The sequence below is a fragment of the Ramlibacter pallidus genome (assembly GCF_015070875.1).
Lineage (GTDB): Bacteria > Pseudomonadota > Gammaproteobacteria > Burkholderiales > Burkholderiaceae_C > Ramlibacter > Ramlibacter pallidus.
On the sequence record NZ_JADDIV010000006.1, the window covers coordinates 95,971 to 122,632 of the forward strand.

The 26,662-nt window shown below is 70.5% G+C and carries 22 protein-coding genes; 12 read left to right on the forward strand and 10 right to left on the reverse strand.

Features of this window, described 5'->3' with window-relative positions:
• Nucleotides 1-11 precede the first annotated feature (11 nt).
• From gcvH to IM787_RS20090, 6 genes are all read left to right on the forward strand, one after another.
• Nucleotides 12-386, forward strand: coding sequence for a glycine cleavage system protein GcvH (gcvH, locus tag IM787_RS20065; RefSeq protein ID WP_193678501.1), 375 nt, complete (start codon nt 12-14; stop codon nt 384-386).
• A 22-nt stretch (nt 387-408) separates the two neighbouring features.
• Nucleotides 409-3,300: an aminomethyl-transferring glycine dehydrogenase gene (gcvP, locus tag IM787_RS20070; RefSeq protein WP_193678502.1), complete on the forward strand. Its 2,892-nt coding sequence runs from the start codon at nt 409-411 to the stop codon at nt 3,298-3,300.
• Between the two features lie 115 nt (nt 3,301-3,415).
• Nucleotides 3,416-4,168: a sulfite exporter TauE/SafE family protein gene (locus IM787_RS20075; RefSeq protein WP_193678503.1), complete on the forward strand. Its 753-nt coding sequence runs from the start codon at nt 3,416-3,418 to the stop codon at nt 4,166-4,168.
• 70 nt (nt 4,169-4,238) lie between these two features.
• Nucleotides 4,239-4,679, forward strand: a complete 441-nt coding sequence (locus IM787_RS20080) for an Hsp20/alpha crystallin family protein (protein WP_227494533.1) — start codon at nt 4,239-4,241, stop codon at nt 4,677-4,679.
• A gap of 11 nt (nt 4,680-4,690) precedes the next feature.
• Nucleotides 4,691-5,095 (forward strand): Hsp20/alpha crystallin family protein, encoded by a 405-nt coding sequence (locus IM787_RS20085; RefSeq protein WP_193678504.1) that lies wholly within the window; start codon nt 4,691-4,693, stop codon nt 5,093-5,095.
• 94 nt (nt 5,096-5,189) lie between these two features.
• A complete protein-coding gene (locus tag IM787_RS20090) occupies nt 5,190-5,582 on the forward strand; it encodes a response regulator transcription factor (RefSeq protein WP_193678505.1) in 393 nt (130 codons plus the stop codon).
• A gap of 1 nt (nt 5,583) precedes the next feature.
• Here the strand turns inward: IM787_RS20090 and IM787_RS20095 are convergent, their stop codons facing one another.
• From IM787_RS20095 to aroC, 7 genes are all read right to left on the reverse strand, one after another.
• The gene (locus IM787_RS20095) at nt 5,584-6,240 is read right to left on the reverse strand and encodes a DsbA family oxidoreductase (RefSeq protein WP_193678506.1); all 657 of its coding nucleotides are present in this window, start codon (nt 6,238-6,240) and stop codon (nt 5,584-5,586) included.
• Nucleotides 6,241-6,253: 13 nt separating this feature from the next.
• The gene (locus tag IM787_RS20100; protein WP_193678507.1) at nt 6,254-7,255 is read right to left on the reverse strand and encodes an SDR family oxidoreductase; all 1,002 of its coding nucleotides are present in this window, start codon (nt 7,253-7,255) and stop codon (nt 6,254-6,256) included.
• Nucleotides 7,256-7,341: 86 nt separating this feature from the next.
• A complete protein-coding gene (locus tag IM787_RS20105; protein WP_193678508.1) occupies nt 7,342-7,536 on the reverse strand; it encodes a DUF3606 domain-containing protein in 195 nt (64 codons plus the stop codon).
• A 64-nt stretch (nt 7,537-7,600) separates the two neighbouring features.
• Nucleotides 7,601-8,026, reverse strand: a complete 426-nt coding sequence (locus IM787_RS20110) for a signal peptide prediction (protein WP_193678509.1) — start codon at nt 8,024-8,026, stop codon at nt 7,601-7,603.
• Between the two features lie 60 nt (nt 8,027-8,086).
• Nucleotides 8,087-8,521 (reverse strand): hypothetical protein, encoded by a 435-nt coding sequence (locus IM787_RS20115; RefSeq protein WP_193678510.1) that lies wholly within the window; start codon nt 8,519-8,521, stop codon nt 8,087-8,089.
• 93 nt (nt 8,522-8,614) lie between these two features.
• Nucleotides 8,615-9,793 carry an MFS transporter gene (locus IM787_RS20120; protein WP_193678511.1) on the reverse strand — a complete coding sequence of 393 codons (1,179 nt, stop codon included), beginning with the start codon at nt 9,791-9,793 and terminating at the stop codon, nt 8,615-8,617.
• Nucleotides 9,794-10,891, reverse strand: coding sequence for a chorismate synthase (gene aroC, locus IM787_RS20125; RefSeq protein WP_193678512.1), 1,098 nt, complete (start codon nt 10,889-10,891; stop codon nt 9,794-9,796).
• Nucleotides 10,892-11,120: 229 nt separating this feature from the next.
• Between aroC and IM787_RS20130 the strand changes: the two genes are divergently transcribed.
• Nucleotides 11,121-18,173 carry an autotransporter-associated beta strand repeat-containing protein gene (locus IM787_RS20130; protein WP_193678513.1) on the forward strand — a complete coding sequence of 2,351 codons (7,053 nt, stop codon included), beginning with the start codon at nt 11,121-11,123 and terminating at the stop codon, nt 18,171-18,173.
• 76 nt (nt 18,174-18,249) lie between these two features.
• Here the strand turns inward: IM787_RS20130 and IM787_RS20135 are convergent, their stop codons facing one another.
• Complete coding sequence (locus tag IM787_RS20135) at nt 18,250-18,714, reverse strand: CBS domain-containing protein (protein ID WP_193678514.1); 465 nt, start codon at nt 18,712-18,714, stop codon at nt 18,250-18,252.
• A gap of 95 nt (nt 18,715-18,809) precedes the next feature.
• Between IM787_RS20135 and IM787_RS20140 the strand changes: the two genes are divergently transcribed.
• From IM787_RS20140 to IM787_RS20150, 3 genes are read left to right on the forward strand one after another with little or no spacing between them, the layout of a single operon-like run.
• Complete coding sequence (locus IM787_RS20140) at nt 18,810-20,105, forward strand: O-acetylhomoserine aminocarboxypropyltransferase (RefSeq protein WP_193678515.1); 1,296 nt, start codon at nt 18,810-18,812, stop codon at nt 20,103-20,105.
• Nucleotides 20,106-20,115: 10 nt separating this feature from the next.
• Nucleotides 20,116-20,922 carry an alpha/beta fold hydrolase gene (locus tag IM787_RS20145; protein WP_193678516.1) on the forward strand — a complete coding sequence of 269 codons (807 nt, stop codon included), beginning with the start codon at nt 20,116-20,118 and terminating at the stop codon, nt 20,920-20,922.
• Between the two features lie 2 nt (nt 20,923-20,924).
• Nucleotides 20,925-22,196 carry a cytochrome P450 gene (locus tag IM787_RS20150; protein ID WP_193678517.1) on the forward strand — a complete coding sequence of 424 codons (1,272 nt, stop codon included), beginning with the start codon at nt 20,925-20,927 and terminating at the stop codon, nt 22,194-22,196.
• A gap of 3 nt (nt 22,197-22,199) precedes the next feature.
• On the opposite strand, the gene IM787_RS20155 is transcribed toward IM787_RS20150, so the two are convergent.
• Nucleotides 22,200-23,627: a class I adenylate-forming enzyme family protein gene (locus IM787_RS20155; RefSeq protein WP_193678518.1), complete on the reverse strand. Its 1,428-nt coding sequence runs from the start codon at nt 23,625-23,627 to the stop codon at nt 22,200-22,202.
• Nucleotides 23,627-24,829, reverse strand: coding sequence for a YihY family inner membrane protein (locus tag IM787_RS20160; RefSeq protein ID WP_193678519.1), 1,203 nt, complete (start codon nt 24,827-24,829; stop codon nt 23,627-23,629). The genes IM787_RS20155 and IM787_RS20160 overlap by 1 nt, the downstream gene beginning before the upstream one ends.
• 23 nt (nt 24,830-24,852) lie before the next feature.
• Here IM787_RS20160 and IM787_RS20165 point away from each other — a divergent pair, with 23 nt between their 5' ends.
• Together IM787_RS20165 and IM787_RS20170 are read left to right on the forward strand one after the other, a co-directional pair.
• Nucleotides 24,853-25,236: a DUF2069 domain-containing protein gene (locus IM787_RS20165; protein WP_354004454.1), complete on the forward strand. Its 384-nt coding sequence runs from the start codon at nt 24,853-24,855 to the stop codon at nt 25,234-25,236.
• The gene (locus IM787_RS20170) at nt 25,233-26,651 is read left to right on the forward strand and encodes an FAD-binding oxidoreductase (RefSeq protein WP_193678520.1); all 1,419 of its coding nucleotides are present in this window, start codon (nt 25,233-25,235) and stop codon (nt 26,649-26,651) included. Before IM787_RS20165 ends, IM787_RS20170 begins: the two co-directional genes overlap by 4 nt.
• Nucleotides 26,652-26,662: the final 11 nt, after the last annotated feature.

Below are 26,662 nucleotides of genomic sequence, written 5' to 3' on the forward strand. Positions count from 1 at the left end.
GGAGAAGAACCATGACCATCAAGTACACGCCCGACCACGAATGGATCCAGCTGGAGGGCCAGGTGGCCACCGTCGGCATCACGGTGCATGCGCAGGACGCCCTCGGCGACGTGGTGTTCGTCGACCTCCCCGAGGTCGGCCGCAGCTACGCCAAGGGCGAAGTCGCCGGCGTGGTGGAGTCGGTCAAGGCCGCGGCGGACGTGTTCATGCCGCTCGACGGCGAGGTGACGGCGGTCAACGAGGACCTGCGCGCCGACCCGTCCACCGCCAACAAGGACCCGCAGGGCGAAGGCTGGTTCTTCAAGATGAACGTCAAGGACATGGGCCAGTTCGACACCCTGATGGACGAGCCGGCCTACCAGCAGTTCGTCAAGGACAACGCCTGAGAGACGGAAAGAAGCGCCCCCGATGTTGATGCAATCCGCCCGGCCGCTCGGCGAGCTGGAAAACACCTCCGAGTTCATCCCCCGCCACATCGGCATCTCCGAAGCCGACGAGCGCCACATGCTGTCGGTGATCGGCGAGGCGTCGCGCCGCGCGCTGGTGGAAAGCATCGTGCCGCGCGCGATCGCCCGCGCCACCGCCATGCAGCTGCCGGCGCCGGCCACCGAGGCGGCGGCGCTGGAGGAGCTGCGCGGCATCGCGAACCGCAACCAGGTGTTCCGCAGCTTCATCGGCCAGGGCTACCACGGCACCTTCACGCCGGGCGTCATCCTGCGCAACATCCTCGAGAACCCGGCCTGGTACACGGCGTACACGCCCTACCAGGCGGAGATCAGCCAGGGCCGCATGGAGGCGCTGGTCAACTTCCAGACCATGGTGTGCGACCTCACGGCCATGCCGATCGCCAACGCGTCGATGCTGGACGAAGCGACCGCGGCGGCGGAGGCGATGACGCTCGCCAGGCGCAGCGTGAAGAGCAGGAGCCAGGTGATCGTCGTTGCCGGCGACTGCCACCCGCAGACCATCGAGGTGGTGCAGACGCGCGCCGCGCCGCTGGGCATCCAGGTGGTGCTGGCGAACTCGCACGAGGAATGGAACCAGTGCCTCGCCGGCGACTACTTCGCCGTGCTGGCCCAATACCCGTCCACCAGCGGCCGCATCGACGACCTGCGCGCGGACGTGGAGAAGGTGCACGCGAAGCAGGCAGCCTTCATCGTGGCGGCGGACCTGCTGGCGCTCACGCTGCTGGTGCCGCCGGGCGAGTTCGGCGCCGACATCGTGGTGGGCACCACCCAGCGCTTCGGCATGCCCATGGGCGCCGGCGGCCCGCACGCCGCGTACCTCGCGTGCCGCGACGACTACAAGCGCTCCATGCCGGGCCGGCTGGTCGGCGTGAGCGTGGACGCGCACGGCAATCCCGCCTACCGCCTCGCGCTGCAGACGCGCGAACAGCACATCCGCCGCGAGAAGGCGACGTCCAACATCTGCACCGCGCAGGTGCTGCCGGCGGTGGTCGCCAGCATGTACGCCGTGTACCACGGGCCGCAGGGCCTCAAGCGCATCGCGCAGCGGGTCGCGAGCTACACGGCGATCCTCGCGAAGGGCCTGGAGCAACTGGGCCACAAGTGCCGCGCCACCGCGTTCTTCGACACGGTGTCGCTGCACACCGGTGAAGCCACGCAGGGCATCGTCGCCAAGGGCCACGCGCTGAAGGCGAACCTGCGCATCTACTGGGGCGAATACATCTGCATCTCGCTGGACGAGACCACCACGCGCGCCGACATCGAGCTGGTGTGGAAGATCTTCGCCAAGCCGGGGCAGGCGCTGCCCGACTTCGCTGCCTTCGAGAAGGGCATCGAGCCGGCCATCCCGCAGGAACTGCGCCGCACCAGCGCGTACCTGACGCATCCGGTCTTCAACACGCACCACAGCGAGACCGGCATGCTGCGCTACATCCGCAGCCTGTCCGACAAGGACCTCGCGCTGGACCGCACCATGATCCCGCTGGGCAGCTGCACGATGAAGCTGAACGCGACCAGCGAGATGATCCCGATCACCTGGCCCGAGTTCGCGCACGTGCACCCGTTCGCGCCGCGCGACCAGCTGCAAGGCTACGCCGAACTCGACGAGCAGCTGCGCGCCTGGCTGTGCCAGGCCACGGGCTATGCCGGCATCAGCCTGCAGCCCAACGCGGGTTCGCAGGGCGAATACGCCGGCCTGCTCGCCATCAAGGCCTGGCACGAAAGCCGCGGCGAAGGCCACCGCAACATCTGCCTGATCCCCTCCTCGGCCCACGGCACCAACCCCGCCAGCGCACAGATGGCCGGCATGCAGGTGGTGGTGACGGCCTGCGACGACAACGGCAACGTCGACCTCGACGACCTGCGCCGCAAGTGCGAGCAGCACAGCGCCAACCTGTCCTGCATCATGATCACCTACCCGAGCACGCACGGCGTGTTCGAGATGCAGGTGAAGGAGCTGTGCGCGCTGGTGCACCAGCACGGCGGCCGGGTCTACGTCGACGGCGCCAACATGAACGCGCTGGTCGGCGTGGCCGCGCCGGGCGAGTTCGGCGGCGACGTCAGCCACCTGAACCTGCACAAGACCTTCTGCATCCCGCACGGCGGCGGCGGCCCGGGCGTCGGCCCGGTCTGCGTGGTGGAGGATCTCGTGCCCTTCCTGCCCGGGCACCAGGCCGGCGGCCTGCCGGAGCATCCCGTCGGCGCGGTATCGGCGGCGCCCCTGGGCAACGCCGCCGTGCTGCCGATCAGCTGGATGTACTGCCGCATGATGGGCGCCGAAGGCCTGACCCAGGCCACCGAGGTCGCGATCCTCAGCGCCAACTACATCAGCACGCGCCTGCGCGACCACTACCCCACGCTGTACGCCAGCGAGAACGGGCACGTCGCGCACGAGTGCATCCTCGACCTCCGGCCGCTCAAGGACGCGAGCGGCGTGACCGCGGAAGACGTCGCCAAGCGCCTGATCGACTACGGCTTCCATGCGCCCACCCTCAGCTTCCCGGTGCCCGGCACGCTGATGGTGGAGCCCACCGAAAGCGAGACGCTGGAGGAAATCGACCGCTTCGTCGAGGCGATGATCGCCATCCGCGAGGAGATCCGCCGTGTCGAGCGGGGCGAGTGGCCGCAGGACGACAACCCGCTCAAGCACGCGCCGCACACCGCGGGCGCGCTGCTCAAGGGCGAGTGGACGCACGCGTACCCGCGCGACGTCGCGGCCGCCGTGCTCGACGAGCGCCGCCACGCCAAGTACTGGCCGCCGGTGGGCCGCGTGGACAACGTCTACGGCGACCGCAACCTGTTCTGCAGCTGCGTGCCGATGTCGGCGTACGAGTGATCCCTGGCTCCTTCCCCCTCTGGGGGAAGGCCGGGATGGGGGCGCGCGGCTCGGGCACACTCCGGAGGTGACCCGCGCCCCCACCCCCACCCTCCCCCAGAGGGGGAGGGAGTAGATGCCGGCAACCGACCTCCTCCTCTTCGTCGTCGTCGGCGCCGCCCTCGCCGGCTTCATCCAGGGACTGTCCGGCTTCGGCTTCGGGCTCACCGCCATGGCGGTGTGGGCCTGGACGCTGGAGCCGCGGCTGGCCGCCGCCTTGGCGGTGTCCGGTGCGCTGGTCGGCCAGCTGACCGCCGCCTTCACCGTGCGGCGCGGCTGGGACTGGAAGGACCTCGCGCCCTTCCTCGCCGGCGGCTTCGCGGGGCTGCCACTGGGCCTCTACCTCCTGCCGCGGCTGGACGTGCCGCTGTTCAAGGCGCTGCTCGGGCTGATGCTGGTGATCGTCTGCCCGCTGATGTTCTTCGCCGGGCGGCTGCCGCGCGTGCGGGGCGGGCGCGCCGGCGATGCGCTGGCCGGCGCCGCCGGCGGCGTGATGGGCGGGCTGGGCGGCTTCACCGGCGTGGTGCCCACGCTGTGGTGCACGGTGCGCGGCTTCGACAAGGAGCGCCAGCGCGGCGTGATCCAGAACTTCAACCTGGCGATGCAGGTCGTCACCTTCGCGAGCTACCTCGCCACCGGGATCATCACGGCGCCCATGCTGCCGCTGCTGGCGCTGGTCGTGCCCGCCGTCCTGCTGCCGGTGCTCCTCGGGGCGCGCCTGTACGTCGGCATCAGCGAGGTCGCCTTCCGGCAGGTCGTGCTGGGCCTGCTGTTCGCCAGCGGCATCGCGCTGCTGGCCGCCTCCGTCCCGGTGCTGCTGGGCCGCTGATCCCCCCTTGAAAGCCCGGTGGACGATCCCTAATTCCGGATCGCCCCGAACGCTGGAAAGGAGAAGCACGATGAGTTCCATGTTCCGATCCTCCGCCGACCTCTTCGCGGAGCTCAACCGCATGCAGTCCCTGCTCGACCAGGTGTTCCCTTCGACGGGCGCCAGCATCCGTTCGCAAGCCGGTGCCGGCTTCCCCGTTCTGAACGTGGGCACCACGCCCACCGCCATCGAGGTGCAGGCGCTGGCGCCCGGCCTGGAGGCCGACAAGCTGGAGATCACGGTCGACCGCGGCCTGCTGGTCATCGCCGGCGAGCGCAAGAGCGAGCTGCCGGCGGGAGAGCGCACCAACGTGTACGCGCAGGAGCGCTTCGCCGGCCGGTTCCGGCGGGTGGTGAGCCTGCCCGAGGACGCCGACCCGTCCCGCGTGGACGCGAGCTACCGGGACGGCGTGCTGCGCATCACGGTCAGCAAGCGCGAGTCCTCGCTGCCCCGCCGCATCGAAGTGAACTGAAGGAGAGCGCCATGAACCACGCAGTCCAGACCACTTCCCCGTCCGCCGTCGCCGCCCGCGCGCAGGGCCAGGCGCGGCAGCCGCAGCCCTCCGTGGTGCCGCCGGTGGACGTGTTCGAGAACGACAACGCGATCACGCTGCTGGCCGACCTGCCCGGCGTCACGCGCGACCAGCTGCAGGTGCGCGTGGACGGCGACACGCTGGTGCTGGAAGCCACCGCTGCCACCCGGGGGCCGCAGGACATGCAGCTGGTGTACGGCGAGGCGCAATGCCCCACCTACCGGCGCCAGTTCACGCTGAGCCGCGAGCTGGACACCGCCCGCGTCGAGGCGCAGCTGCGCGACGGCGTGCTGAAGCTCACGATCCCGAAGGCGGAGGAAGCCAGGCCGCGCCGCATCCAGGTGCAGGTGGGTTGATCGCGCAACACCCGGCACGCGCCGATGCACGTGCCGGGCGGCCTTGGGTGCAAAATGGCCCGGACGCGGCACGGCCGCGCCACCCGGAGACGCGTTGGCCCTCAAGGCATTCATCGTCGAAGACCAGCCGGCCGTGAAGGACAGCCTCGCGGAAGCGTTGTCCGAGCTGGGCTCGATCGAGACCGCGGGCTGGGCGGCCACCGAGAAGGCCGCCATCCGCTGGCTGCGCGACCCCGCCAACCGGTGGGACATCGCGATCGTCGACCTGGTGCTCGAGCCGGGCGGCGGCAGCGGCTTCGGCGTGCTGCAGGCGCTGCGCGAGCGCCCCGTCACCCGCAAGATGGTGGTGCTGACCGGCAGCGCCAACCCGCAGGTGCGGCGCCACTGCGAGGACATGGGCGCCGACGGCGTCTTCGACAAGGCGATGGAGACCGAGGCGATGCTGGACTACTGCGTCGCCCTCGCCCGCGCCGCGGGCGGGCACTAGCCTAGGCGGCCTGTTCCGCCAGCTGGCGCAAGGCCTGCTCGAACACTTCCGGCGGCTGGCCGCCCTGGATCAGGTGGCGGCCGTTGACGATCACCGAAGGCACCGCCTGGATGCCCATCTGCTGGAAGTGCCGCTCGCTCTCGCGCACTTCGTCGGTGTAGCGGCCGCCGGCCAGCACCTCCGCGGCCTGCTGGCGGTCCAGGCCGACCGAAGCGGCCACGTCCGCCAGCACCGCGTGGTCCGCCGGGTTGCGGCCTTCGCCGTGGTACGACTTCAGCAGCGCCATCTTGAGGTCGCGCTGCTGCTGCGCGCCCTGCTCGCCGGCCCAGTACAGCAGGCGGTGCGCGTCGAAGGTGTTCCAGACGCGGCCGCGGCCCTCCTTGCGGAACTGGAAGCCGACCGACGCCCCGCGCTGCGCGATCGCCGCGCGCGACTGCGCCTGCTGCTCGGGCGTGGAGCCGTACTTGCCGGTGAGGTGCTCGGTGACGTCCTGCCCCTCCGGCCCCATCTGCGGGTTCAGCTCGAAGGGCTGGAAGTGCAGTTCGGCCTGCACCTCGCCCTGCAGCTTGCCGAGCGCGGTCTCGAGGGACGCGAGGCCGACGGCGCACCAGGGGCAGGCGACGTCGGAGACGAAATCGATCTTCAGGGTCTTGGCCATGACCCCATTGTCCCTAACTCCCCACAGACCCCGTGACGGGCAGGACAATTCCGTTGATGTAGCTCGAACACACCGGCGAAGCCAGGAACACGTACGCCGGCGACAGCTCCTCCGGCTGCGCCGGCCGCTTGTAGTCGGTCTGCTTGCCGAACTCCACGATCTCCTTGGCGCTGCGGTCGGCGGGGTTCAGCGGCGTCCAGACCGGCCCGGGCGCCACGGCGTTCACGCGGATGCCCTTCTCGATCAGGCTGGACGCCAGCGACAGCGTGAAGGCGTGGATCGCGCCCTTGGTGGCGGAGTAGTCCAGCAGTTCCTTGCTGCCCTTCAGCGCCACGACCGAGCCGGTGTTGATGATGCAGGAGCCCTTCTTCAGGTGCGGCTCGGCGGCGCGCGCCATGTAGAAGTAGCCGAAGATGTTGGTGCGGAAGGTCTCCTCGAGCCGCTCGTCCGTGATGTCCTGCAGCGAGTGGGCGTGTTCCTGGAAGGCGGCGTTGTTCACCAGGATGTCGAGCCCGTCGAACTCGGCGACGGTCTTCTCCACCGCGTCCTTGCAGAACTTCGGGTCCTTGACGTCGCCGGGGATCAGCAGGCACTGGCGGCCTTCCTTTTCCACGTAGCGCTTGGTCTCCTCCGCGTCCTCGTGCGAGGTGAGGTAGACGATCGCCACGTCCGCGCCCTCGCGCGCATAGAGCACCGCCACCGCGCGCCCGATGCCGGAGTCGCCGCCCGTGATCAGCGCCACCATGCCCTTGAGCTTGCCGCTGCCCCGGTAGTCGGGGGCGAAGAACTGCGGCTTGAGCTGCATGTCCGCTTCCTGCCCGGGCTTCTCCAGGTGTTGGGAAGGCAGGTCGTCCGGATACTGGCGCGCGCTGGTCTGCACGCCCTTGTCCTTCTTGTCGCCGCCGCTTTCCTTCGGCTCCTGGCGGTCCTGCTCGCGCTGGATCTCGCGTTGCTTCTCGGCGGTCTGTTCCGCGGCGTTGCGGTTCTGGTCCTTGGCTTGGGGTTTCCGGTCCATGCGGCCTCCTGTGGCAAACCGCCATCCTGCGGCGACGCGCCCGCGTGCTGCCGACGAAAAGCCCGGAGCGGGATGTGGGAAGAGGCCTACGCCCGGTGCGGCTGCGTGCGCTTGAGCCGCAGGTAGCGCTCGACTTCCTCGACCTGGTGGCCGGCGTGGTGCACGGCATCGCGCAACTGGTCCATGCTGACGTCGAAGATGCGGCACCAGTACTGCACGTCGACCTGGCGGGTCAGGTCGATGCGGCGCGCGCTGTCCGCGGTGGGCTGGGTCTGCTCCATGGGAACCTCCTGGGCCTGCGCCGCCATGATGCGCCGAAACCGCGGCGCGCGCAGCAGCGGTCGCTCAGGCGCGCGGGCCGCCCTGCCGGCGGGCGGGCGCCAGGGCGTACGCCTGGCGCTCGAAGTGGTTCTCGCGGTACGGATTGCGGCCGCGCAGCAGCTGCAGCAGGCTCGACAGCAGGTACGCCGGCACGAACAGCGGACCCCAGCGCTCGTACTGCCGCACGTGCACCCATTCGTGCCGCCGCAACTGCGCGAGCGCGGAACGGTCCACCGCGAGGATCACGTGGCCCAGCGTCATCGCCGAGAAGCCCAGGCTGCGCGGCAGCCGCGCCAGTGCCGCACCGATGCGACCGCCGAAGAACTCCATCACCCCGCCGTGCGTGCGCCACTGGCCGCCGAACAGCAGCGCCAGGGCGCCCAGCAGCAGGCCGACCGCGGTGTACGGGCCGGCCCACACGTAGCGCAACAGGCGGGAAGCGGTTGCCATGGCGGCATTGTGCGGCCGGCAGCGAAATCCTGCTGGAGCCGGCCTCGCCGCTCGCTGCCTCTACTGCGGCGACACCCACGGGAAGCCGTCGCCCGGGTCGCCTTTCGCGACGGCCATGGACTTCTCCCAGGGGAACGGGACCCAGTTGGCGACGGCCTCCTCGAACTCGGCATCCCGCTCGCCCGAAGTCATGCTGTTCAGCGAAGCGTGGACCCGGACGCCCTGGACCCAGCGGGGCACGTTCGGGATGTGCAGGGGACGGGCCGGGATGTCCGCGGGCCGGTACATCATGACGATGATGTCCGGCAGCTCGCCGACCAGGTCCATGTCCCAGATGCCGTCCGCGGGCGGCGTGATGTAGATGCGCGGGACCAGCTGGATGTTGCTCCAGCCGACCTGCGTGACGTGGGCGGTGGCGGTGACCAGGAGCCCCGGCGGCAGCATCTTGGTCCAGGCCACCCCGACCTGCTTCACCTTCGGTACCTTGACGTACATGGCGTTTCTCCTTGCAGTGGAGGACGCACGGTACGGGCCGGGGGCGGCGCGGGCGTCATCAACATCGATGACGACGCAAGGGCGCATGGCACTTCAGCTCGCGGCGACTTCGAGGCGCCGCACGCGCTGGGCGCACAGCAAGGCCAGCATTCCCAGGACCGCCGCGGCGGCATACATCGCCTCGAAGCCCCAGCGGGCGGCGACGGCCCCGCCCGCCAGCACGCCGCACACCCCGCCGAAGCCGTAGCCCGTCACCGTGAACAGGGCCTGCCCGCGCCCGCGCAGCCGGCCGGGGAAGTGCTTGGTGACCATCGCGATGCAGGCCGTGTGGTGGGTGGCGAAAGTGAGCGCGTGCAGCAGCTGGGCCACGAAGAGCGCAGCGATCCAGCCACCCAGCCCCGCCGTCAGCGCCATGCGCAGCACGGTGGCCACGGCGCAGAGCACCAGCCACTTTTCCATCGTGAAGCGGCCGATCAGCCGGCCCTGCGCATAGAACCAGGCGATCTCCACCACCACCGACACCGCCCACAGCGCGCCGATGGTGGCCTTGCTGTGGCCGAGCGCATCGAGGTACAGCGAAAGGAAAGCGTACACCGCGAAATGCGCCATGACATGGAACAGGAGCGAGGCAAAGAACCAGCGCACGACGGGGCGCCGCAGGGCATCCCCGATCGGCTCCTTCACCTGCGCCCCGTGGTGCGCAGGTTCCCTCACGTTCGGCAGCCACCACGTGCACAGCAGGACGCCGGCCAGCGTGACCGCGGTCCAGCCCGGGAAGCTGCCCATGCCGAAGCGCTCGAACCACGCGCCGGCGGCGAACACGGTCACCATGAAACCGGCGGAACCCCAGAGGCGGATGCGTCCGTACCGGCCCCAATCCCCGGCCACGAGCTGCGCCATCGCCGCTTCGGTGAGCGACATCATGGAGCTGGTGTGCGTGAACAGCAGCAGCAGCACCAGCGCGATCCACCAGGCGCCGCCCGGGAACCAGAGCCCGATGGAGGCCAGCAGCGCCACCGCCGCGCTGATGCGCAGCAGCTTCACGCGTTCGCCGGTGTGGTCGCTGAGCGCGCCCCAGGCATAGGGCGCGAACACGCGGGTGAACGACTGCACCGAGGCCAGCAGGCTGATCACGGTGATCGGCAGCCCCTGTTCCTTCAGCCAGAGCGGCAGGTACGGGTTGAAGAACCCGATGTGCGCGAAATAGGTGGCCGACAGCGCGGCGAACGGCACCAGCTGGCGGGCGGCCGCCGCTTGCGGGACCGCGGGCATTCAGAGGAAGGAGGAGTCCGCGTACGAGATCGGCGGCTCGACGTGGCCGCACTGCGCCCGGTGGCGCAGCGCCAGGTCCATGACGACCAGCGCCAGCATGGCCTCGGCGATCGGCGTCGCCCGGATGCCGACGCAGGGGTCGTGGCGCCCCTTGGTGATGACCTGCGTCGGCTGTCCCTGCAGGTCGATGGTGTCGCGCGGCGTGATGATCGAGCTGGTCGGCTTGATGGCGATCGACACTTCCAGGTCCTGCCCGGTGCTGATGCCGCCCAGGACGCCGCCGGCGTTGTTGGTGGCGAAGCCTTGCGGCGTGAGCGAATCGCCGTGCATGGAGCCGCGGTGCGCCACGCTGGCGAAACCCGCGCCGATCTCCACGCCCTTGACGGCGTTGATGCCCATCATGGCGTAGGCGATCTCGGCATCGAGCTTGTCGAACAGCGGCTGGCCCAGGCCCACCGGCATGCCGGTGGCGGTGACGCGGATGCGCGCGCCGCAGGAGTCGCCCGCCTTGCGCAGGCTGTCCATGTAGGCCTCGAGCTGCGACACGTCGGCCACCGGCGCGAAGAACGGGTTGTCGGGCACGTGGTCCCAGCTCTCGAAGGCGATCGGCAGGTCGCCGATCTGCTGCATGCAGCCGCGAAAGCGCGTGCCGTGTTCGGCCAGCAGCCACTTCTTCGCCACGGCACCGGCTGCCACCATGGGCGCCGTCAGCCGCGCCGAGGAGCGGCCGCCGCCGCGGGGGTCACGCAGGCCGTACTTCTGCAGGTAGGTGTAGTCGGCGTGGCCGGGCCGGAACTTCTGCGCGACCTCGGAGTAGTCCTTGCTGCGCTGGTCCGTGTTGCGGATCAGGAGGCAGATCGGCGTGCCGGTGGTGCGCCCTTCGAAGACACCGGAGAGGATCTCCACCTTGTCTTCCTCCTGCCGCTGCGTGACGTGGCGGCTGGTGCCGGGCCGGCGGCGGTCGAGGTCGGGCTGGATGTCGGCCTCGGACAGCTCCATGCCCGGAGGACAGCCGTCGATGACGCAGCCGATGGCAGGACCGTGCGATTCGCCGAAGTTGGTGACGGCGAAGGACTTGCCGAAGGTGTTGCCGCTCATGGGGAGCGATTATCCCGGATCGGCCCCGGCCACCGGCCCGAAGGCATCCATGGGTCCGCCAGGGTCCCGAAGTCCCGTGATGTCAAGACGGCCATGCGGCCGGTTGTCCGTTCCACGCACTGTTGCTAGAGTCCGCCCCGCTCACAAGAAACTGAAAGTTTCTCCAAGTAATGGAAAGTGCTTCGTCGTGGCTGTGCACGCGACGGAAGCCAGCCGGGAGGTTCTCACCATGCAGCAGTCCGACCGCCACGCCACGGCGTCGCTTCGCCGTGCGTCCCTGTCTCCGGCCGCGCGCGCGCTTCCTCCGCTGCGGCCCCTCGTGGTGGCCTGCGTGCTGGCGTGGGCCGTCGCTCCCTCGGCGTTCGCCTGCAATGCGTCCGACACCGCGTCACTCGCCGCCTGCGTTGCCAACGTGGCCAACGACGGCACCATCAACATCACCGCGAACATCACCCTCACGGGCGCCATCGGCGTGCTCGGGGCCAACGCCACCATCGTGGGGAACGGCCACACCATCGATGGCGCCGGCACCTATGGCCTGGCGGTCGCGGCCGGAACCACCAGCGTCAGCGGCCTGACGCTGGTCAACATGGCCGCCAACAACGTCCAGGGCGCCACGCTGGCGCTGGGCGATGCCGGCAGCCTGGGCACGGGCCACCTCAACCTGGCCAACGCCCAGCTCACCGCGCTGAACACCATGACGCTGGGGCCCAGCGCCACCACCTACGCCAGCGGCACGAAGGTGACCCTGGCGGCAGCGGCCGGCGCCACGCTCACCATGGCCGGGGTGGCCCAGGTCAATGCCGCCCTGCACTTCGGCACGGCCACCGAGACCGGCACGGTCGTTTTCTTGCCTAGCGGGGGCAATTTCATCCTCGGCCAAACCATGTCCGTCGACGGGGGCACGGTCGTCGATGGGAACGGCAGCCTGGGCTACTTCAACCCCTATGCAACATCGACGACGGTCAAGGCCGGAGCCACCTTCGACACCAACGGCTACGTCTTCGGCGCCCGCAACCTCCAGGGCGGGGGCAACATCGTGACTTCGGCCGCGCCGGGCAACACGGCCATCATCCAGTCCGGCGACTTCTCCGGGGTCATCAGCGGCGCCGACAACCTGGCCAAGGGCGGCCCCGGCACGCTGGTCCTTTCCGGCAACAACACCTACAGCGGCACCACCACGATCAACCTCGGCACGCTGCAGGTGGGCAGTGGCAGCAACACCGGCTCGCTGGGCACGCACACGGGCGCCATCACGAACAACGGCGCGCTCGTGTTCAACCGCTCCGACACGGTCACCCTCGCCAACCAGGTCACCGGCAGCGGGTCGCTCACGCAGGCTGGTACGGGCACGCTCATCCTGACCGGCGCCAACAACTACAGCGGCGCCACCACCATCAGCGCGGGCACGCTGCAGGTGGGCAACGGCGGCACCACCGGATCGCTGGGCACCCACACCGGCACCATCGTGGACCACGGCACGCTGGTGTTCAATCGCTCCGACAACGTCACCCTCGCCAACCAGGTCACCGGCACCGGATCGCTGCACCAGGCCGGCGGCGGCACGCTCACCCTCACCGGCGCCAACAACTACAGCGGCACGACGACCATCAGCGGCGGCACGCTGCAGGTGGGCAACGGCGGCACCGCCGGATCGCTGGGCACCGGCAACGTGGTGGACAACGGCACGCTGGTGTTCAACCGTTCGGACAACGTCGTCGTCGGCAATGCCATCAGCGGCTCCGGGACGCTCACGCAAGCCGGCAGCGGCACGCTGACGCTCACCGGCGCCAACAGCTACGGCGGCACCACCACGATCGCGGCCGGCACGCTGCAGGTGGGCAACGGCGGCACGACGGGTTCGCTGGGCACCGGCAACATCGTCGACAACGGGGCACTGGTGTTCAACCGCTCCGATGACCTCACGGTGGCCGGGATCATCAGCGGCACCGGGACGCTGAGGCAGGCAGGCACGGGCACGCTCACGCTGAGCGGCAGCAACACCTACAGCGGCGGCACAACGATCGGCAACGGCCAGGTGGCGATCACGAACGGGCAGGCGCTGGGCACCGGCCGCATCCAGCTGGACGACGGCGCGCAGCTGACCGCGCGCAACACGCTGACCCTGTCCAATACGATGGATCTATCGGCAGGCGACAGTACCGTGGCGGCCGCAACCGGCAGCACGCTGACGCTGTCCTCGTCCCCCAGCTGGGGCGCCAACGCCCACGTGCATTTCGGCACGACCACGGACGCCGGGACCGTCGTCTTCAACGCGAGCTCCGCGATCGTCAGCAGCACCGGAACCGCCCTCTCCGTCGACGGGGGAACGCTTCGTGACGGTGGCTTGCTGGGCCAGGTCACCGGAGTGCTCACCGCCGTGAACATCGGGGCGGCGGGGACACTGGAGACCGGCGACCACGCGTTCACCATCCAGAACCTCCAGGGCGCCGGCAAGCTGGTGACCTCGACCGGGGCCGGCACCACGCTCAGTATCCGCAGCGGCAACTTCTCCGGCGTCATCAGCGGCAACGATAGCCTGAGAAAGACCAACAGCGGCACGCTGGTGCTTTCCGGCGACAACACCTACACCGGGACCACCACCGTGCAGGGCGGCACGCTGCAGGTGGGCGCCGGCGGCACCAGCGGTTCGCTGGGCACGGGCAGCGTGGTGAACGACGCCAGCTTGGTGTTCAACCGCTCCGACGACTTCACGGTGGCCAATGCCATCAGCGGAACCGGCGCACTGGCGACAAACGGCGCGGGAAAGCTCACGCTCACCGGCGCCAACAGCTACCTCGGTGCAACCACGATCAGCGGCGGAACGCTGCAGATCGGCAATGGCGGCACCGCGGGAGCGCTGGGCGCGGGCAACGTCGTGGACGACGGCGCGCTGGTGTTCAACCGCTCGGACAACATCACCGTGGCCAACGCCATCAGCGGCACGGGCTCGCTCACGCAGGCCGGCACCGGCACGGTGACCCTCACCGGTGCAAACACCTACGCGGGCGCCACGACGATCAGCGCCGGAACGCTGCAGGTGGGCAACGGCGGCACCACGGGCACGCTGGGCACGGGAGCCGTGACCAACGACGGCACGCTGGCTTTCAACCGCAGCAACGCCGTCACGGTGGGCAACGCGATCGGCGGCGCCGGTTCCGTGGTGCAGGCCGGCGCCGGCACCACCGTGCTGGCCGCCGACAACAGCTACACCGGCACCACCACCATCTCCGCGGGCACGCTGCAGGTGGGCAACGGCGGGACCGCCGGTTCACTGGGCACCGGCACCGTGGTGGACAACGGCGCGCTGGTGTTCAACCGCTCCGACGACGTCACGCTCGCCAACCAGGTCACCGGCACGGGATCCCTGACGCAGGCCGGCAGCGGCACGCTCACGCTCACCGGTGCCAACAACTACGGCGGAACGACCACGATCAGCGCCGGCACCCTGCGAGTGGGCAACGGCGGCACCACTGGTTCACTGGGCAGCGGCAACGTGGTCGACAACGGCGCGCTGGTGTTCGACCGCTCGAACAACATCACCGTGGCGAACGCCATCAGCGGCACCGGCGGCGTCGAGCAGGCCGGCACGGGCGTGCTGGCGCTCACCGGCAGCAACAGCTACGGCGGTGGCACCACCATCGGCAGCGGCACGGTCGCGATCGGCAACGGGCAGGCGCTGGGCACGGGTGTCGTCACGCTGGACGGCGGCCAGCTGACGGCGCTGAACACCCTGACGCTGGCCAATGCCACCGTCTTCACGGCCGGCACGAGCAGCACGGTGGCAGCAGCGAACGGCCAAGTGTTGACCCTGTCCGGCGGCAGCGCCTGGAACGCGGGGAGCGCCGTGCATTTCGGCACGTCGACGGCGACCGGTGTCGTGGAGGCTGCGTTCGGCGGGGGTTCGTTCTCCAGCGACGCCAGGTTGCTGGTCGACGGCGGCACGCTGCGTGCCGGCAACGGCACCCTAGGCCTCGTCACCGGCGCGATCGAGTCCGTGACCATCGCTGCCGGCGCGACGCTGGCCACCAACGGCCACGCGTTCGGATTCCGGGACCTCCAGGGCGCCGGCAACCTCGTCACCTCGGCCGCGCCTGGCAACACGGTGGGCATCGAGGCCGGCAACTTTTCCGGCGTCATCAGCGGCAGCGACGGCCTGGACAAGACCGGCACCGGCACCCTGGTGCTGTCCGGCGCCAACACGTACTCCGGCACGACCACCGTCAGCCGCGGCACGCTGCAGGTGGGTGCCGGCACGGCCGCCGGGTCCCTGGGCACGGGCAGCGTGGTGGTCGACGGCGCGCTGGTGTTCGACCGCTCGGACGACTTCACCGTGGGCAACACGATCAGCGGCAGTGGCACGCTCACGCACGCGGGAAGTGGAACCCTCACCCTGACGGGCGCCAACAGCTACGCGGGCACCACCACCATCGGCGCCGGCACGCTGCAGGTCGGCAACGGCGGCACCACCGGCGCGCTGGGCGGCGGCGCCGTCGTGAACGACGGCGCGCTGGTCTTCAACCGCTCGAACGGCGTGACCGTGGCCGGCGCCATCAGCGGCAGCGGCACGCTCACGCAGGCCGGCAGCAGCACCGTGACGCTCACCGGCGCCAACAGCTACGCGGGCGCGACCACCATCAGCAGCGGCACGCTGCGGATCGGCAACGGCGGCACCAACGGCACGCTGGGCACCGCGGGGGTGACCAACAACGGCGTGCTGGCCTTCGACCGCAGCGACGCCATCCTGGTGGCCAACGCCATCGGCGGCACCGGCGCCCTCGCGCAGGCCGGCGCCGGCACCACGGTGCTGGCCGGCGCCAACACCTACGCGGGCCCGACCACCATCTCCGCGGGCACGCTGCAGGTCGGCAACGGCGGCACCGCCGGTTCGCTGGGCGGCGGCAACGTGGTGAACGACGGTGCGCTGGTGTTCTACCGCTCGGACGACATCAGCGTGGCCAACGCGATCAGCGGCACCGGCACGTTCACGCAGGCCGCGGGCAGCACCCTGGCGCTGACCGGCGCCAACACGTACTCCGGCGCCACGGCCATCGTCAGCGGCGGCACGCTGCAGGTCGGCAACGGCGGCACCACGGGCACGCTGGGCACCGGCGCGGTGACCAACGACGGCACGCTCACGTTCAACCGCAGCAATGCGTTCACGGTCGCCAACGCGATCGGGGGCGCAGGCTCCGTGGTGCAGGCCGGCGCCGGCACCACGGTGCTGGCGGCCGACAACAGCTACGCGGGCACGACCACCATCTCCGCCGGCAGGCTGCAGGTCGGCAACGGCGGCGCCACCGGCACGCTGGGTTCGGGCGGCATCACCAACAACGCGGCGCTGGTCTTCAACCGCACCGGAACGGGCACGGTCAACGGCGCGATCAGCGGCACCGGATCGCTGACGCAAGCCGGCACGGGCACGACCGTGCTGGCCGCCGACAACACCTACACCGGCGCCACCACGATCGCCGCCGGCACGCTGCAGGTCGGCAACGGCGGCACGAGCGGCTCGCTGGGCTCGGGGACGGTGACCAACAACGGCGCCCTCGCCTTCCAGCGCAGCGACACCGTCACGCTCTCCAGCCCGATCGGCGGCACCGGCTCGCTCGTGCAGCAGGGCACCGGCAACCTCGTCATCGCAGGCACCCACACGTACAGCGGCGGCACCTTCGTCAACGCGGGCACGCTGTCGGTCAACGGTTCCATCGTGGGCAACACCACCGTCAACAGCGGCGGCACGCTCGGTGGCACCGGGACCGTCGGTTCCATCGTCGTGGCCGGCGGCGGCACGCTGGCGCCCGGCAACTCCATCGGCACGCTCACGGCCAGCGGCAACCTCACCTTCGCTGCCGGCTCCACCTACCGGGTGGAAGCCAATGCCGCCGGCGCCGCCGACCGCGTCAACACCACCGGCGCCGGCACCATCACCATCCAGGGCGGCACCGTGGAAGTCCAGGCCGGTGGCGCCGGCTACCAGCGCAACACGACCTACACGATCCTCCGCTCGGGCGGCGCGACCACGGGCCAATTCACGAATGTCACCAGCAACCTCGCCTTCCTCACGCCCACGCTGAGCTATTCGGCCGACGGCGTCCTGCTGAACCTGCAATCCAGCGACGTGCTGACCTATGCCACCGTCGCGCGCACGCCCAACCAGCGGGCCGTGGCCGATTACCTGCAAGCCTTTGCCAACACGCCGGGCGATGCGGCGGCGCTGATCCAGCAGATCGACAACATGACGGCCGACCAGGCCGCCGCCAGCTTCGGGTCGATGGCCGGCAGCCAGCACGCGTCCGCCAGCCAGGTCGCCTCGGCGCTGGGCCGCAACTTCTCCGCGGCGCTGGCGGCGCGCTCGGGCTTCAGCGCGGGCGGCCTGGGCAACGCGATGAACGACTGGAGCCAGGTGCGCTACGCCAGCCTGGCCTCCGTCGCAGCGCCGGCCGCCACGCAGGAGCGAGGCCTGTGGGTGCAAGCGCTGGGGGCCGGTGGCCGCATGGACGGCGACGGCAACGCGGACGGTTCGCGCTACCGCAACGGCGGCCTGGTGCTGGGCTACGACCAGCCCGTCACCGGCCGGTGGATCGCCGGCGGCGCCTTCGGCTACAGCAGCAGTTCCTGGAACAGCACCGGCGGCGACGCCGCCAGCGGCACGCTCGAGTCGCCGCAGGCAGGCCTGTATGCGCGCTACACGGGCGACCGCTTCCGCGTGCGCATGGACGGCACCTTGTCCGGGCACGACTTCACGACCGACCGCACCGTCAGCATCGGCGGGGCCCGCACGCGGGCCGAGTCCAGCCACAAGGGTCGCGAATGGGGCCTCGCAGGCCAGGTGGAAATGCCGATTCAGGCCGGCGAATGGGAATGGCGTCCCCTGGCAGGGCTGCGCTACGCACACCTCAGCGAAGACGGCTTCACCGAAACCGGCCCGGGCCCGGCGAACCTGGTGGTGGCCAGGCGGACCACGCAGAACACCCTGCTCTCGGCGGGCATGCACTTCGTGCGCCCGTTCAACCAGGGCAAGGCGGGCCTGGAACTGCGCGCGATCGCTTCGCACCTGGCGGGCGACAACGACTCGCCGGTCACCGCAGGCCTGGCCGGCCAGCCAGGCCGCTTCACCGCGACCGGAGTCCCGCTCAAGCGCAACGCGCTGACGCTGGGCGCCACCGTGACCGGGCAGTTCACGCGCGATGTCAGCGTCTACCTGGACGCCAACTACGAAGTGCGCGGCGCCGGCCAGAACGCCTACCGGTTCAACGGCGGCGTGCGGGTGGGGTTCTAGCGGTCGGCGAAAGGAGCCGCAAGAGCGAGGTCGGTTCGCGCGCACGCGCGCCGACCTCGCAGGCCAAGGGCCAGCCTCAGAGCTGCGCCGTCGGCTGCGAATCCTCGCTCGCCGGCCAGTCGCGGATGTACGCCTTCAGCATCCGGTTCTCGAAGTTCTGGCTGTCGACGACCGCCTTGGCGACGTCGTACAGGCTGATCACGCCCATCAGCATGCGCTTGTCCATCACGGGCATGTAGCGCGCATGGCGCTCCAGCATCATGCGGCGCACTTCGTCGAGCTCGGTTTCCATCGTGCAGGTGAGCGGGTGGTCGTCCATCGCCGTGCGCACCACCGTGCTGCCCACCGTGTGCTGGTTGGTCACGATGCACTGGATGACTTCGCGGAAGGTGAGCATGCCCACCAGGTCGCCGTGGTCCATGACGACGAGGGAGCCGATGTCCTTCTCCGCCATGATGTCGATGGCACGCGCGAGCGGTTCCTCGGGGCCCACCGTGTACAGGGTGTTGCCCTTGACGCGCAGGATGTCGCTGACTTTCATGGCTGTCTCCTAGTGCCGGCACTCTTCCGCCGGCCGGGTCCGAAAGAATATAGCCCACAATCCGCACCACTGCCATACGAGGAGGGAAGCTCCCCATGCCCGGTTACGCCGATCCCGGATTCGACACCCTGGCGCTGCACGCCGGCGCCGCGCCCGACCCCGCGACGGGCGCCCGGGCCGTGCCCATCCACCTGAGCACCTCGTTCGTCTTCGAATCCAGCGACCACGCCGCCGCCCTCTTCAACCTGGAGCGCTCCGGCCACGTCTACTCACGGATCAGCAATCCCACCAATGCGGTGCTGGAGCAGCGGGTCGCCGCGCTCGAAGGCGGCATCGGCGCCATCGCCACCGCCAGCGGCCAGGCCGCCCTGCACCTGGCCATCGCGACCCTGATGGGCGCCGGCTCGCACATCGTCGCCAGCACGGCGCTGTACGGCGGCTCGCAGAACCTGCTGCATTACACGCTGCGGCGCTTCGGCATCCAGACCACCTTCGTCAAGCCCGGCGACATCGATGCCTGGCGCAACGCGATCCGCCCCGAGACCAAGCTGCTGTTCGGCGAAACGGTCGGCAACCCGGGCCTGGACGTGCTCGACATCCCGACCGTCTCCGCCATCGCGCACGACGCCGGCCTGCCCTTGCTGGTGGATTCCACTTTCACCACCCCTTACCTGCAAAAGCCCTTCGACCTGGGCGCGGACCTCGTCTACCACTCCGCGACGAAGTTCCTCTCCGGCCACGGGACGGTGATCGGCGGCGTGGTGGTGGACGGCGGCAGCTTCGACTGGGAACGTTCCGGCCGTTTCGCCGAACTGACGCAGCCCTATGACGGCTTCCATGACATGGTGTTCAGCGAGGAGTCCACGGTCGGCGCCTTCCTGCTGCGCGCGCGCCGCGAGGGCCTGCGCGACTTCGGCGCCAGCATGAGCCCGCACACCGCGTGGCTCATCCTGCAGGGCATCGAGACGCTGCCGCTGCGCATGGACCGGCACATGTCCAACACGCGCAAGGTCGTGGAGTTCCTGGCGGCGCACCCCTTCGTCACCCGCGTGGGCCACCCCATGCTGGAGTCGCACCCCAGTCACGCACTCGCGCAGAAGCTGCTGCCCAAAGGCGCCGGGTCCGTCTTCAGCTTCGACCTGAAGGGCAGCCGCGAACAGGGCAAGAAGTTCATCGAGGCGCTGAAGCTGTTCAGCCACCTGGCGAACGTCGGTGACTGCCGCTCGCTGGTGATCCACCCGGCCAGCACCACGCATTTCCGGATGAGCGACGAGGCGCTGCAAGGCGCCGGCATCGGGCCGGGCACGATCCGCCTCTCGATCGGCCTGGAAGATCCCGATGACCTCCTCGACGACCTCAAGCGCGCGCTGCGGGCCGCCGAGAAAGCCTGAGGAACGCCGCATGTACCTCGATGTCCAGGGTGCGCGCACCTTCTGCTACACCGGCGGCAAGCCCTTCGATGCCGCGAAGCCCACGATCGTGTTCGTCCACGGCGTGCTCAACGACCACAGCGTCTGGATCCTGCAGACGCGCTACTTCGCGCACCACGGCTGGAACGTGCTGGCGGTGGACCTGCCGGGCCACTGCAAGAGCGGCGGCGAGCCGCCGAAGTCGGTCGAGGAGGCGGCGGACTTCGTGATCGCGCTGCTCGATGCGGCGAAGGTGGAGAAGGCCGCGCTGGTCGGCCACAGCTTCGGCGCGCTCACCGTGCTGGAAGCGGCGGCGCGCGCACCGCAGCGGGTGACGCACCTCGCCCTGCTCGGCCCGGCGGCCCCGATGAAGGTCTCGCCCGCCTTGCTGGAGAACTCGCAGCACGCGCCCCTGAAGGCGATCGCCATGGTCAGCGTGTTCTCGCACTCCATGCTGGCGCCCCCGCCCTCCTCGCTCGGTCCCGGCACCTGGCTGTACGGCGGTGCCCGCGCCCTGATGAAGCGCGTGCTGGCGAGCAACCCGCGGATCAACCTCTTCCATCGCGGCTTCGTCGCCTGCGACAGCTACGGGGGCGGCGAGGCGGCGATCGGCAAGGTGCGCTGTCCCGTCCTGTTCCTGCTGGGCAAGGGCGACGCGATGGCGCCCCCGAAGGCGGCGCTGCCGCTGCAACAGAATGCGCGCGACGCGAAGACGGTGGTCGTCGAGGGCGGCCACCAGATGATGTCGGAGGCGCCGGACGCCGTGCTGTTCGCGTTGCGCGACTTCCTGAAGGCGTGACGATGCAGGTGACGCCCCCGATGACCGCGGAACGCGCGCGCGAGATCGCCGCAGCCTTCGACCTGCGCGCCTTGCCGGAGGACTTCTACGCCAATCCGTTCCCGGTGTACGCCGCCTTGCGGGAGACCGATCCGGTGCATCGCATGCCGGATGGCTCGTGGTTCCTCACCCGCTACGCCGACCTGGTGGCGGTCTACCGCGACGCGCAGTCGTTCAGCTCGGACAAGAAGGTGGAGTTCACGCCGAAGTACGGCGCCGGCGCGCCGCTGCTCGAGCACCACACCACCAGCCTGGTGTTCAACGACCCGCCGCTGCACACCCGCGTGCGCAAGCTGATCATGGGCGCGCTCACCCGGCGCGCCATCGCCGACATGGAACCCGGCCTCGTCCTGCTGGTCGAATCGCTGCTCGATGGCATCGAGGCGGAAGGCGGCGGCGACCTGGTCGAGGACTTCGCTTCCGCGATCCCGGTGGAGATCATCGGCAACCTGCTGGCCGTGCCGCGCGACGAACGCGGGCCGCTGCGCGCCTGGTCGCTCGCCATCCTCGGCGCGCTGGAGCCGAAGCTCACGCCGCAGCAGGAGGAGCTCGGCAACCGCAGCGTGACCGAGTTCCTGGACTACCTGCGCGTGCTGGTCGCCGACCGCCGCAAGCATCCCGGCGACGCGGAACACGACGTGCTCACGCGCCTGATCCAGGGCGAGGCGACCGGCGAGAAGCTGTCGGAGACCGAACTGCTGCAGAACTGCGTGTTCATCCTGAACGCGGGCCACGAGACCACCACCAACCTGATCGGCAACGCGCTGGTGGCGCTCGAGGAATGGCCGCAGGCCAGGGCCCAGCTGCTGCGTGCGATCGGCACGCAGCCGGACTGGGACGCGCTGGAGCCGGTGATGACGCTGGCGGTCGACGAGTTCCTGCGCTTCGAATCCAGCAACCAGCTGGGCAACCGGCGCGCGGTGAAGGACTGCGAAGTCGGCGGCGTCGCGCTGCCGGCCGGTGCGCTGGTCACCCTGTGCATCGGCGCGGCGAACCGCGACCCGGCGCAGTTCGCGAACCCCGACGTGCTGGACCTCGCGCGCGAGAACAACCGGCACCTGGCCTTCGGCTTCGGCATCCACCAGTGCGCGGGCCTGAGCCTCGCGCGGCTGGAGGGCCGGGTGGCGATCGGGCGTTTCCTCGCGCGTTTCCCGCGCTACCGGCTGACCGAGCCGCCGACGCGCGGCGGCCGCGCGCGCTTCCGGGGTTTCCTGCAGGCGCCTTTCGCGGTCTAGGACTCAGGCGCGGCGCAGCGCCTCGAGCAACGCGGGCCGGTCCACTTTGCCGGAGGGAAGGCGCGGGAGGGCGGGGACCCGCAGCACACGCACGGCTTCCGCGGCATCCGGCCCGAAAACGGAGCGCACCGCCTGCAGGACGTCCTCCGCCGCGGCGGCGGGCGCGAGCACCGCGGCGATGCCCAGCGTCGCACCGCCCGCGAAGCTGCCGCCCAGCACCGCGACGTCCTGGAACGCGGGCTGCTCCCGCAGTGCGTCCTCCACCCGCACCGTCGGCACCTTCACGCCGCCGAGGTTCAGCAGTTCATCGGTCCGCCCCAGCAGCTGCAGCCGTCTCGGCCCGACCAGGGCGCCGAAGTCGCCGGAGACGAACCAGCCATCGCGGAACGCGGCCGCGCTCTCCTCCGGCCGCCCCAGGTAGCCATCCGCCATGGCCGGCGTGCGCACCGCGATCACGCCCGGCTGGCCCGTGGGCAGCGCGTCGCCGCCGGGTCCGAGGATGCGCACCTCGACGCCGGGGCACAGCACGCCCGCGCCTTCGGCATCGAGGTCGACGCAGATGATGTGCGCTTCGTTGCTGCCGTAGCGGCTGCCCGGTTCGGTATGGAACACGGCGCGTGCGCGCTGGCGCAACTGCGGCGGAGCGAAGCCGCCCATGGTGGTCACCTTCACCGGGTGCGGCGCCACGTAGCCGGCGGGCAGTTGGGCCAGCAAGAGCTCCAGCTGCAGCGGCAGGCCGTACACGTGCGTCGGCTGCAGCCGCCCGATGTCCCGGCCCTCCCCCACCATCACCAGGCCGCCTTCGCGCAGGCAGTCGCTGGCGCGGCCGTAGATGGCGTTGGCGACCAGCGGGCCGAGCAGGAGCAGCCGCGTGCCGGGGTCGTAGCCGGCGACGTCGAGGATGGGATGGATCCAGCTCTCCTGCGCCTGCCGCCGCAGCAGCATGAACTTGGACGCGCCGGTGGAGCCCGAGGTGCGCGTCAGGCGCTGGGGCTCGTCGAAGCCGGCGGGCTCCCAGCGCGGCATCTCCGCAGCGAAAGGCTGCGCGAGCCGGCGGGCCAGCGCCGCGTCCAGCCGCACGAAGCGCACTCCCGGCGGCACGTCCTGCGGCAGGGCCGAGAACACCCAGTCCACGTGCTTGAAAAGCTCGCTCGCATCGGTGTCCTCGTGCGCCTCGAACGATGCCGTCACGGCGCCGATCGCCTCGCAGGCGAGCAGCACCACGATCTGGATGCCGAAGCCCGGCCCGGCGACGGCCACGCGCTCGCCGCGCCGCACGCCGAGGGTGCGCAGGTGCTGCGCGCATTGCAGCAACTGGTTGGCCAGCTGCCCGTAGCCCAGCTGGACGCCTCCCTCGTACAGCGCCGGCCGCTGCGGCTCGCTCCAGGCCCGGGCCTCCACCACCTCCAGCGTCGAAGGCGGCGCGCGCATCAGAGCACGTCCCGCAGGTACAGGGTGGACAGGCGGCCGGTCTGCCACAACTTGGCCGTCGCGTCGGACTGTGGCAGCAGCAGGTGCCGCATCAGCGGCTCCAGCGCGGTGGACTGCGCGTCGGCCAGCAGCACGAAGCGCGTGCGCTCCTGGTCGTCCACTTCGTTGAGGCGGCCGATCCAGTCCAGCTGCACCAGCGTCTGCAGCACCGGCTCCAGCTGCAGTTCCTCGACCTCCAGGGCATCGGCCAGCTCGGTCAGCGTCAGGCCCCGGCGCGCGCCCGTGCGCGCCGCGTGCAGCTGCTGCAGCACCTCCAGCGCCAGCTGGAACTGCCAGCCATGCGCGCCGCCGCGCCGGCGCGAGCCGGCCAGCAGGCTGGGAAGGTAGGCCGTGACGACCGCGCCCAACAGCACGATCACCCACGCGATGTAGATCCAGACCAGCAGGATGGGCACGGTGGCGAAGGCGCCGTACACCACGGAATAGGTCGGCACCTTGGCCAGGTACCAGGCGAGCAGGCGCTTGGCGACCTCGATGCCCAGCGTCGCGAACACGCCGCCCGCGATCGCGTGGCCCCGGCGCACCGGTGTGTTGGGCACGTACCTGTAGAGCGCCGTCAGTGCGGCCGCCATCAGCACGAACTCGACGAGGTCCAGCATGAAACCGAGCACGCCGGGCAGCGCACGCGTGACGCCGCGGCTGGCGGTGAGCAGGTAGGTGGTGGTGCCCAGGCTGACGGCGAGGAGCATCGGGCCGAGCGTGATCGCGGCCCAGTAGATCATCAGCTTCTGGGCCAGCGGCCGCGGCCGGCGCACCCGCCAGATGTTGTTCAGCGTGCGGTCGATCGTGAGCACCAGCGCGATCGCGCTCACCACCAGGGCCGCGAGGCCGACGCCGCCCAGCCGGCTGGCCTTGCCGGCGAACTGCGTGAGGTAGCCGAGCACCTGCCGCGCGATCGCGTCCGGCACCAGGCTCTGCACCAGCCAGGTCTGCAGCGTCTGCTGCAGCTTGCCGAAGATGGGGAAGGCGGTGAACAGCGCCAGGGCCACCGTGAAGAACGGCACCAGCGCGATGGTGGTCGTGAAGGTCAGGCTGCTGGCCGTCAGGCCCAGCCGGTCTTCGCGGAAGCGCTCGCGCAGCGTCAGCGCGGTCGACCGCCACGGGAAGCGCGCGAGGTCGGCAAGCAGCTGGCGAAGGTTCATCGCTCGCTATGATGCCATCGCACATGCAGACCTCCCAGCCCGTCCTCGTCCCGCCCGCGGTGGAAGCCACGCGCTGGCTCGGTTTCGGCTCCGCCCTGGGCCTGGTTCTCCTGGGCCTGGCGTGGGAGCTGTGGCTGGCGCCCCTGCGGCCGGGCGGCTCCTGGGTGGCGCTGAAGGTCCTGCCCCTGTGCGCCGCGCTGCCCGGCCTGTACCTGCGGCGCATGTACACCTACCGCTGGACCAGCCTGCTGGTCTGGGCCTATTTCACCGAAGGCGTGGTGCGCGCCACCGGCCGCGGCGTGGGCGACAGCCTGCCGCTCGCGCTGCTGGAGATCGCGCTCTCCATCGCCCTCTTCACCGCCTGCGCGCTGCACGTGCGGCTGCGCCTGCGCAAGGCCACGCCATGAACCCGCTCCTTTCCGCGTTGCGCGCCGCCGTCGGCGCCGCGAACGTGCTGACCGAAGGCGACCTGAGCGCCTACGAACTCGACTGGCGGCGCCGTTCGCACGGCAAGGCCCTCGCGGTGGTCCGCCCCGGGACGACGGAGGAAGTCGCCGCCGTGGTGCGCGCCTGTGCCGCCGCAGGCACGCCCATCGTTCCGCAGGGCGGCAACACCGGCATGGTGGTGGGATCGACGCCCGATGCGTCGGGGCGGGAAGTCGTCCTGAGCCTCACGCGCATGAACCGCATCCGCTCGGTCGACCCCGACAACCTGACCCTCACGGTGGACGCCGGCTGCGTGCTGCAGAACGTGCAGCAGGCCGCGGAGGATGCCGGCCTGTTCTTTCCCCTGAGCCTCGCCGCCGAGGGGAGTTGCACCATCGGCGGCAACCTGGCGACGAACGCCGGCGGCACGCAGGTGGTCCGCTACGGCAACGCGCGCGAGCTGTGCCTGGGCCTCGAGGTGGTGACGGCGCAGGGCGAAGTCTGGCAAGGCCTCTCCGGGCTGCGCAAGGACAACACCGGCTACGACCTGCGCGACCTCTTCATCGGCAGCGAAGGCACGCTGGGCGTGATCACGGGCGCCACGCTGAAGCTGCACCCGCAGCCGGCCGCGACGCTCACCGCCTGGGCCGCGGTGCCCTCGATGGACGCGGCGCTGACCCTGCTGGGGCTGGCGCACCGGCACCTGGGCGCGGGGCTCACCGGTTTCGAGGTCATGGGCCGTTTCGCGCTCAGCCTGGTGCCCCGGCATTTCCCGCAGCAGCGCGTGCCCTTCCTGCAGGAGTCGGCCTACGGCGTGCTGCTGGAGAACTCGGACCAGGAGTCGGAGCCGCATGCCCGCGCGCTGTTCGAGAAGTTGCTGGAAGCCGCGATGGAGGACGGCTGCGTCACCGACGCGGTCGTGGCCGAGAACATTTCGCAGGCCCGTGCGCTCTGGCACATCCGCGAATCCATCCCGCTGGCGCAGGCCCAGGAAGGCCTGAACATCAAGCACGACATCTCGATCCCCGTCTCGCGCATCCCGGCGTTCTGCGCCGAGACCGACGCGCTGCTGCAGCGCGAGATCGCCGGCGTGCGGCTGGTCAACTTCGGCCACCTCGGTGACGGCAACCTGCACTACAACGTGCAGGCGCCGGAGGGCGGGGACATGCAGGCCTTCCTGCGGGACCAGGAGGAACGGGTGAACGCGCTGGTGTTCGAGCAGGTCCGCCGCTTCGATGGTTCGATCTCGGCCGAGCACGGGATCGGCACGCTGAAGGCCGCGAAGCTGCCGCACCACAAGTCGCCAGTCGCGCTGGGCATGATGCGGGCGCTGAAGAAGGCGCTGGACCCGCAGGGCATCCTGAACCCTGGGCGCGTGCTGCCGCTGGCGGATTGAGATAATCGCGC

Bases quoted from the DNA above. Each gene is read 5' to 3' on its own strand.
- gcvH (WP_193678501.1), top strand. From the start codon at position 12: ATGACCATCAAGTACACGCCCGACCACGAATGGATCCAGCTGGAGGGC.
- gcvP (WP_193678502.1), top strand. From the start codon at position 409: ATGTTGATGCAATCCGCCCGGCCGCTCGGCGAGCTGGAAAACACCTCC.
- IM787_RS20075 (WP_193678503.1), top strand. From the start codon at position 3,416: ATGCCGGCAACCGACCTCCTCCTCTTCGTCGTCGTCGGCGCCGCCCTC.
- IM787_RS20080 (WP_227494533.1), top strand. From the start codon at position 4,239: ATGAGTTCCATGTTCCGATCCTCCGCCGACCTCTTCGCGGAGCTCAAC.
- IM787_RS20085 (WP_193678504.1), top strand. From the start codon at position 4,691: ATGAACCACGCAGTCCAGACCACTTCCCCGTCCGCCGTCGCCGCCCGC.
- IM787_RS20095 (WP_193678506.1), bottom strand. From the start codon at position 6,240: ATGGCCAAGACCCTGAAGATCGATTTCGTCTCCGACGTCGCCTGCCCC.
- IM787_RS20100 (WP_193678507.1), bottom strand. From the start codon at position 7,255: ATGGACCGGAAACCCCAAGCCAAGGACCAGAACCGCAACGCCGCGGAA.
- IM787_RS20105 (WP_193678508.1), bottom strand. From the start codon at position 7,536: ATGGAGCAGACCCAGCCCACCGCGGACAGCGCGCGCCGCATCGACCTG.
- IM787_RS20110 (WP_193678509.1), bottom strand. From the start codon at position 8,026: ATGGCAACCGCTTCCCGCCTGTTGCGCTACGTGTGGGCCGGCCCGTAC.
- IM787_RS20115 (WP_193678510.1), bottom strand. From the start codon at position 8,521: ATGTACGTCAAGGTACCGAAGGTGAAGCAGGTCGGGGTGGCCTGGACC.
- IM787_RS20120 (WP_193678511.1), bottom strand. From the start codon at position 9,793: ATGCCCGCGGTCCCGCAAGCGGCGGCCGCCCGCCAGCTGGTGCCGTTC.
- aroC (WP_193678512.1), bottom strand. From the start codon at position 10,891: ATGAGCGGCAACACCTTCGGCAAGTCCTTCGCCGTCACCAACTTCGGC.
- IM787_RS20130 (WP_193678513.1), top strand. From the start codon at position 11,121: ATGCAGCAGTCCGACCGCCACGCCACGGCGTCGCTTCGCCGTGCGTCC.
- IM787_RS20135 (WP_193678514.1), bottom strand. From the start codon at position 18,714: ATGAAAGTCAGCGACATCCTGCGCGTCAAGGGCAACACCCTGTACACG.
- IM787_RS20140 (WP_193678515.1), top strand. From the start codon at position 18,810: ATGCCCGGTTACGCCGATCCCGGATTCGACACCCTGGCGCTGCACGCC.
- IM787_RS20145 (WP_193678516.1), top strand. From the start codon at position 20,116: ATGTACCTCGATGTCCAGGGTGCGCGCACCTTCTGCTACACCGGCGGC.
- IM787_RS20150 (WP_193678517.1), top strand. From the start codon at position 20,925: ATGCAGGTGACGCCCCCGATGACCGCGGAACGCGCGCGCGAGATCGCC.
- IM787_RS20155 (WP_193678518.1), bottom strand. From the start codon at position 23,627: ATGCGCGCGCCGCCTTCGACGCTGGAGGTGGTGGAGGCCCGGGCCTGG.
- IM787_RS20160 (WP_193678519.1), bottom strand. From the start codon at position 24,829: ATGAACCTTCGCCAGCTGCTTGCCGACCTCGCGCGCTTCCCGTGGCGG.
- IM787_RS20165 (WP_354004454.1), top strand. From the start codon at position 24,853: ATGCAGACCTCCCAGCCCGTCCTCGTCCCGCCCGCGGTGGAAGCCACG.
- IM787_RS20170 (WP_193678520.1), top strand. From the start codon at position 25,233: ATGAACCCGCTCCTTTCCGCGTTGCGCGCCGCCGTCGGCGCCGCGAAC.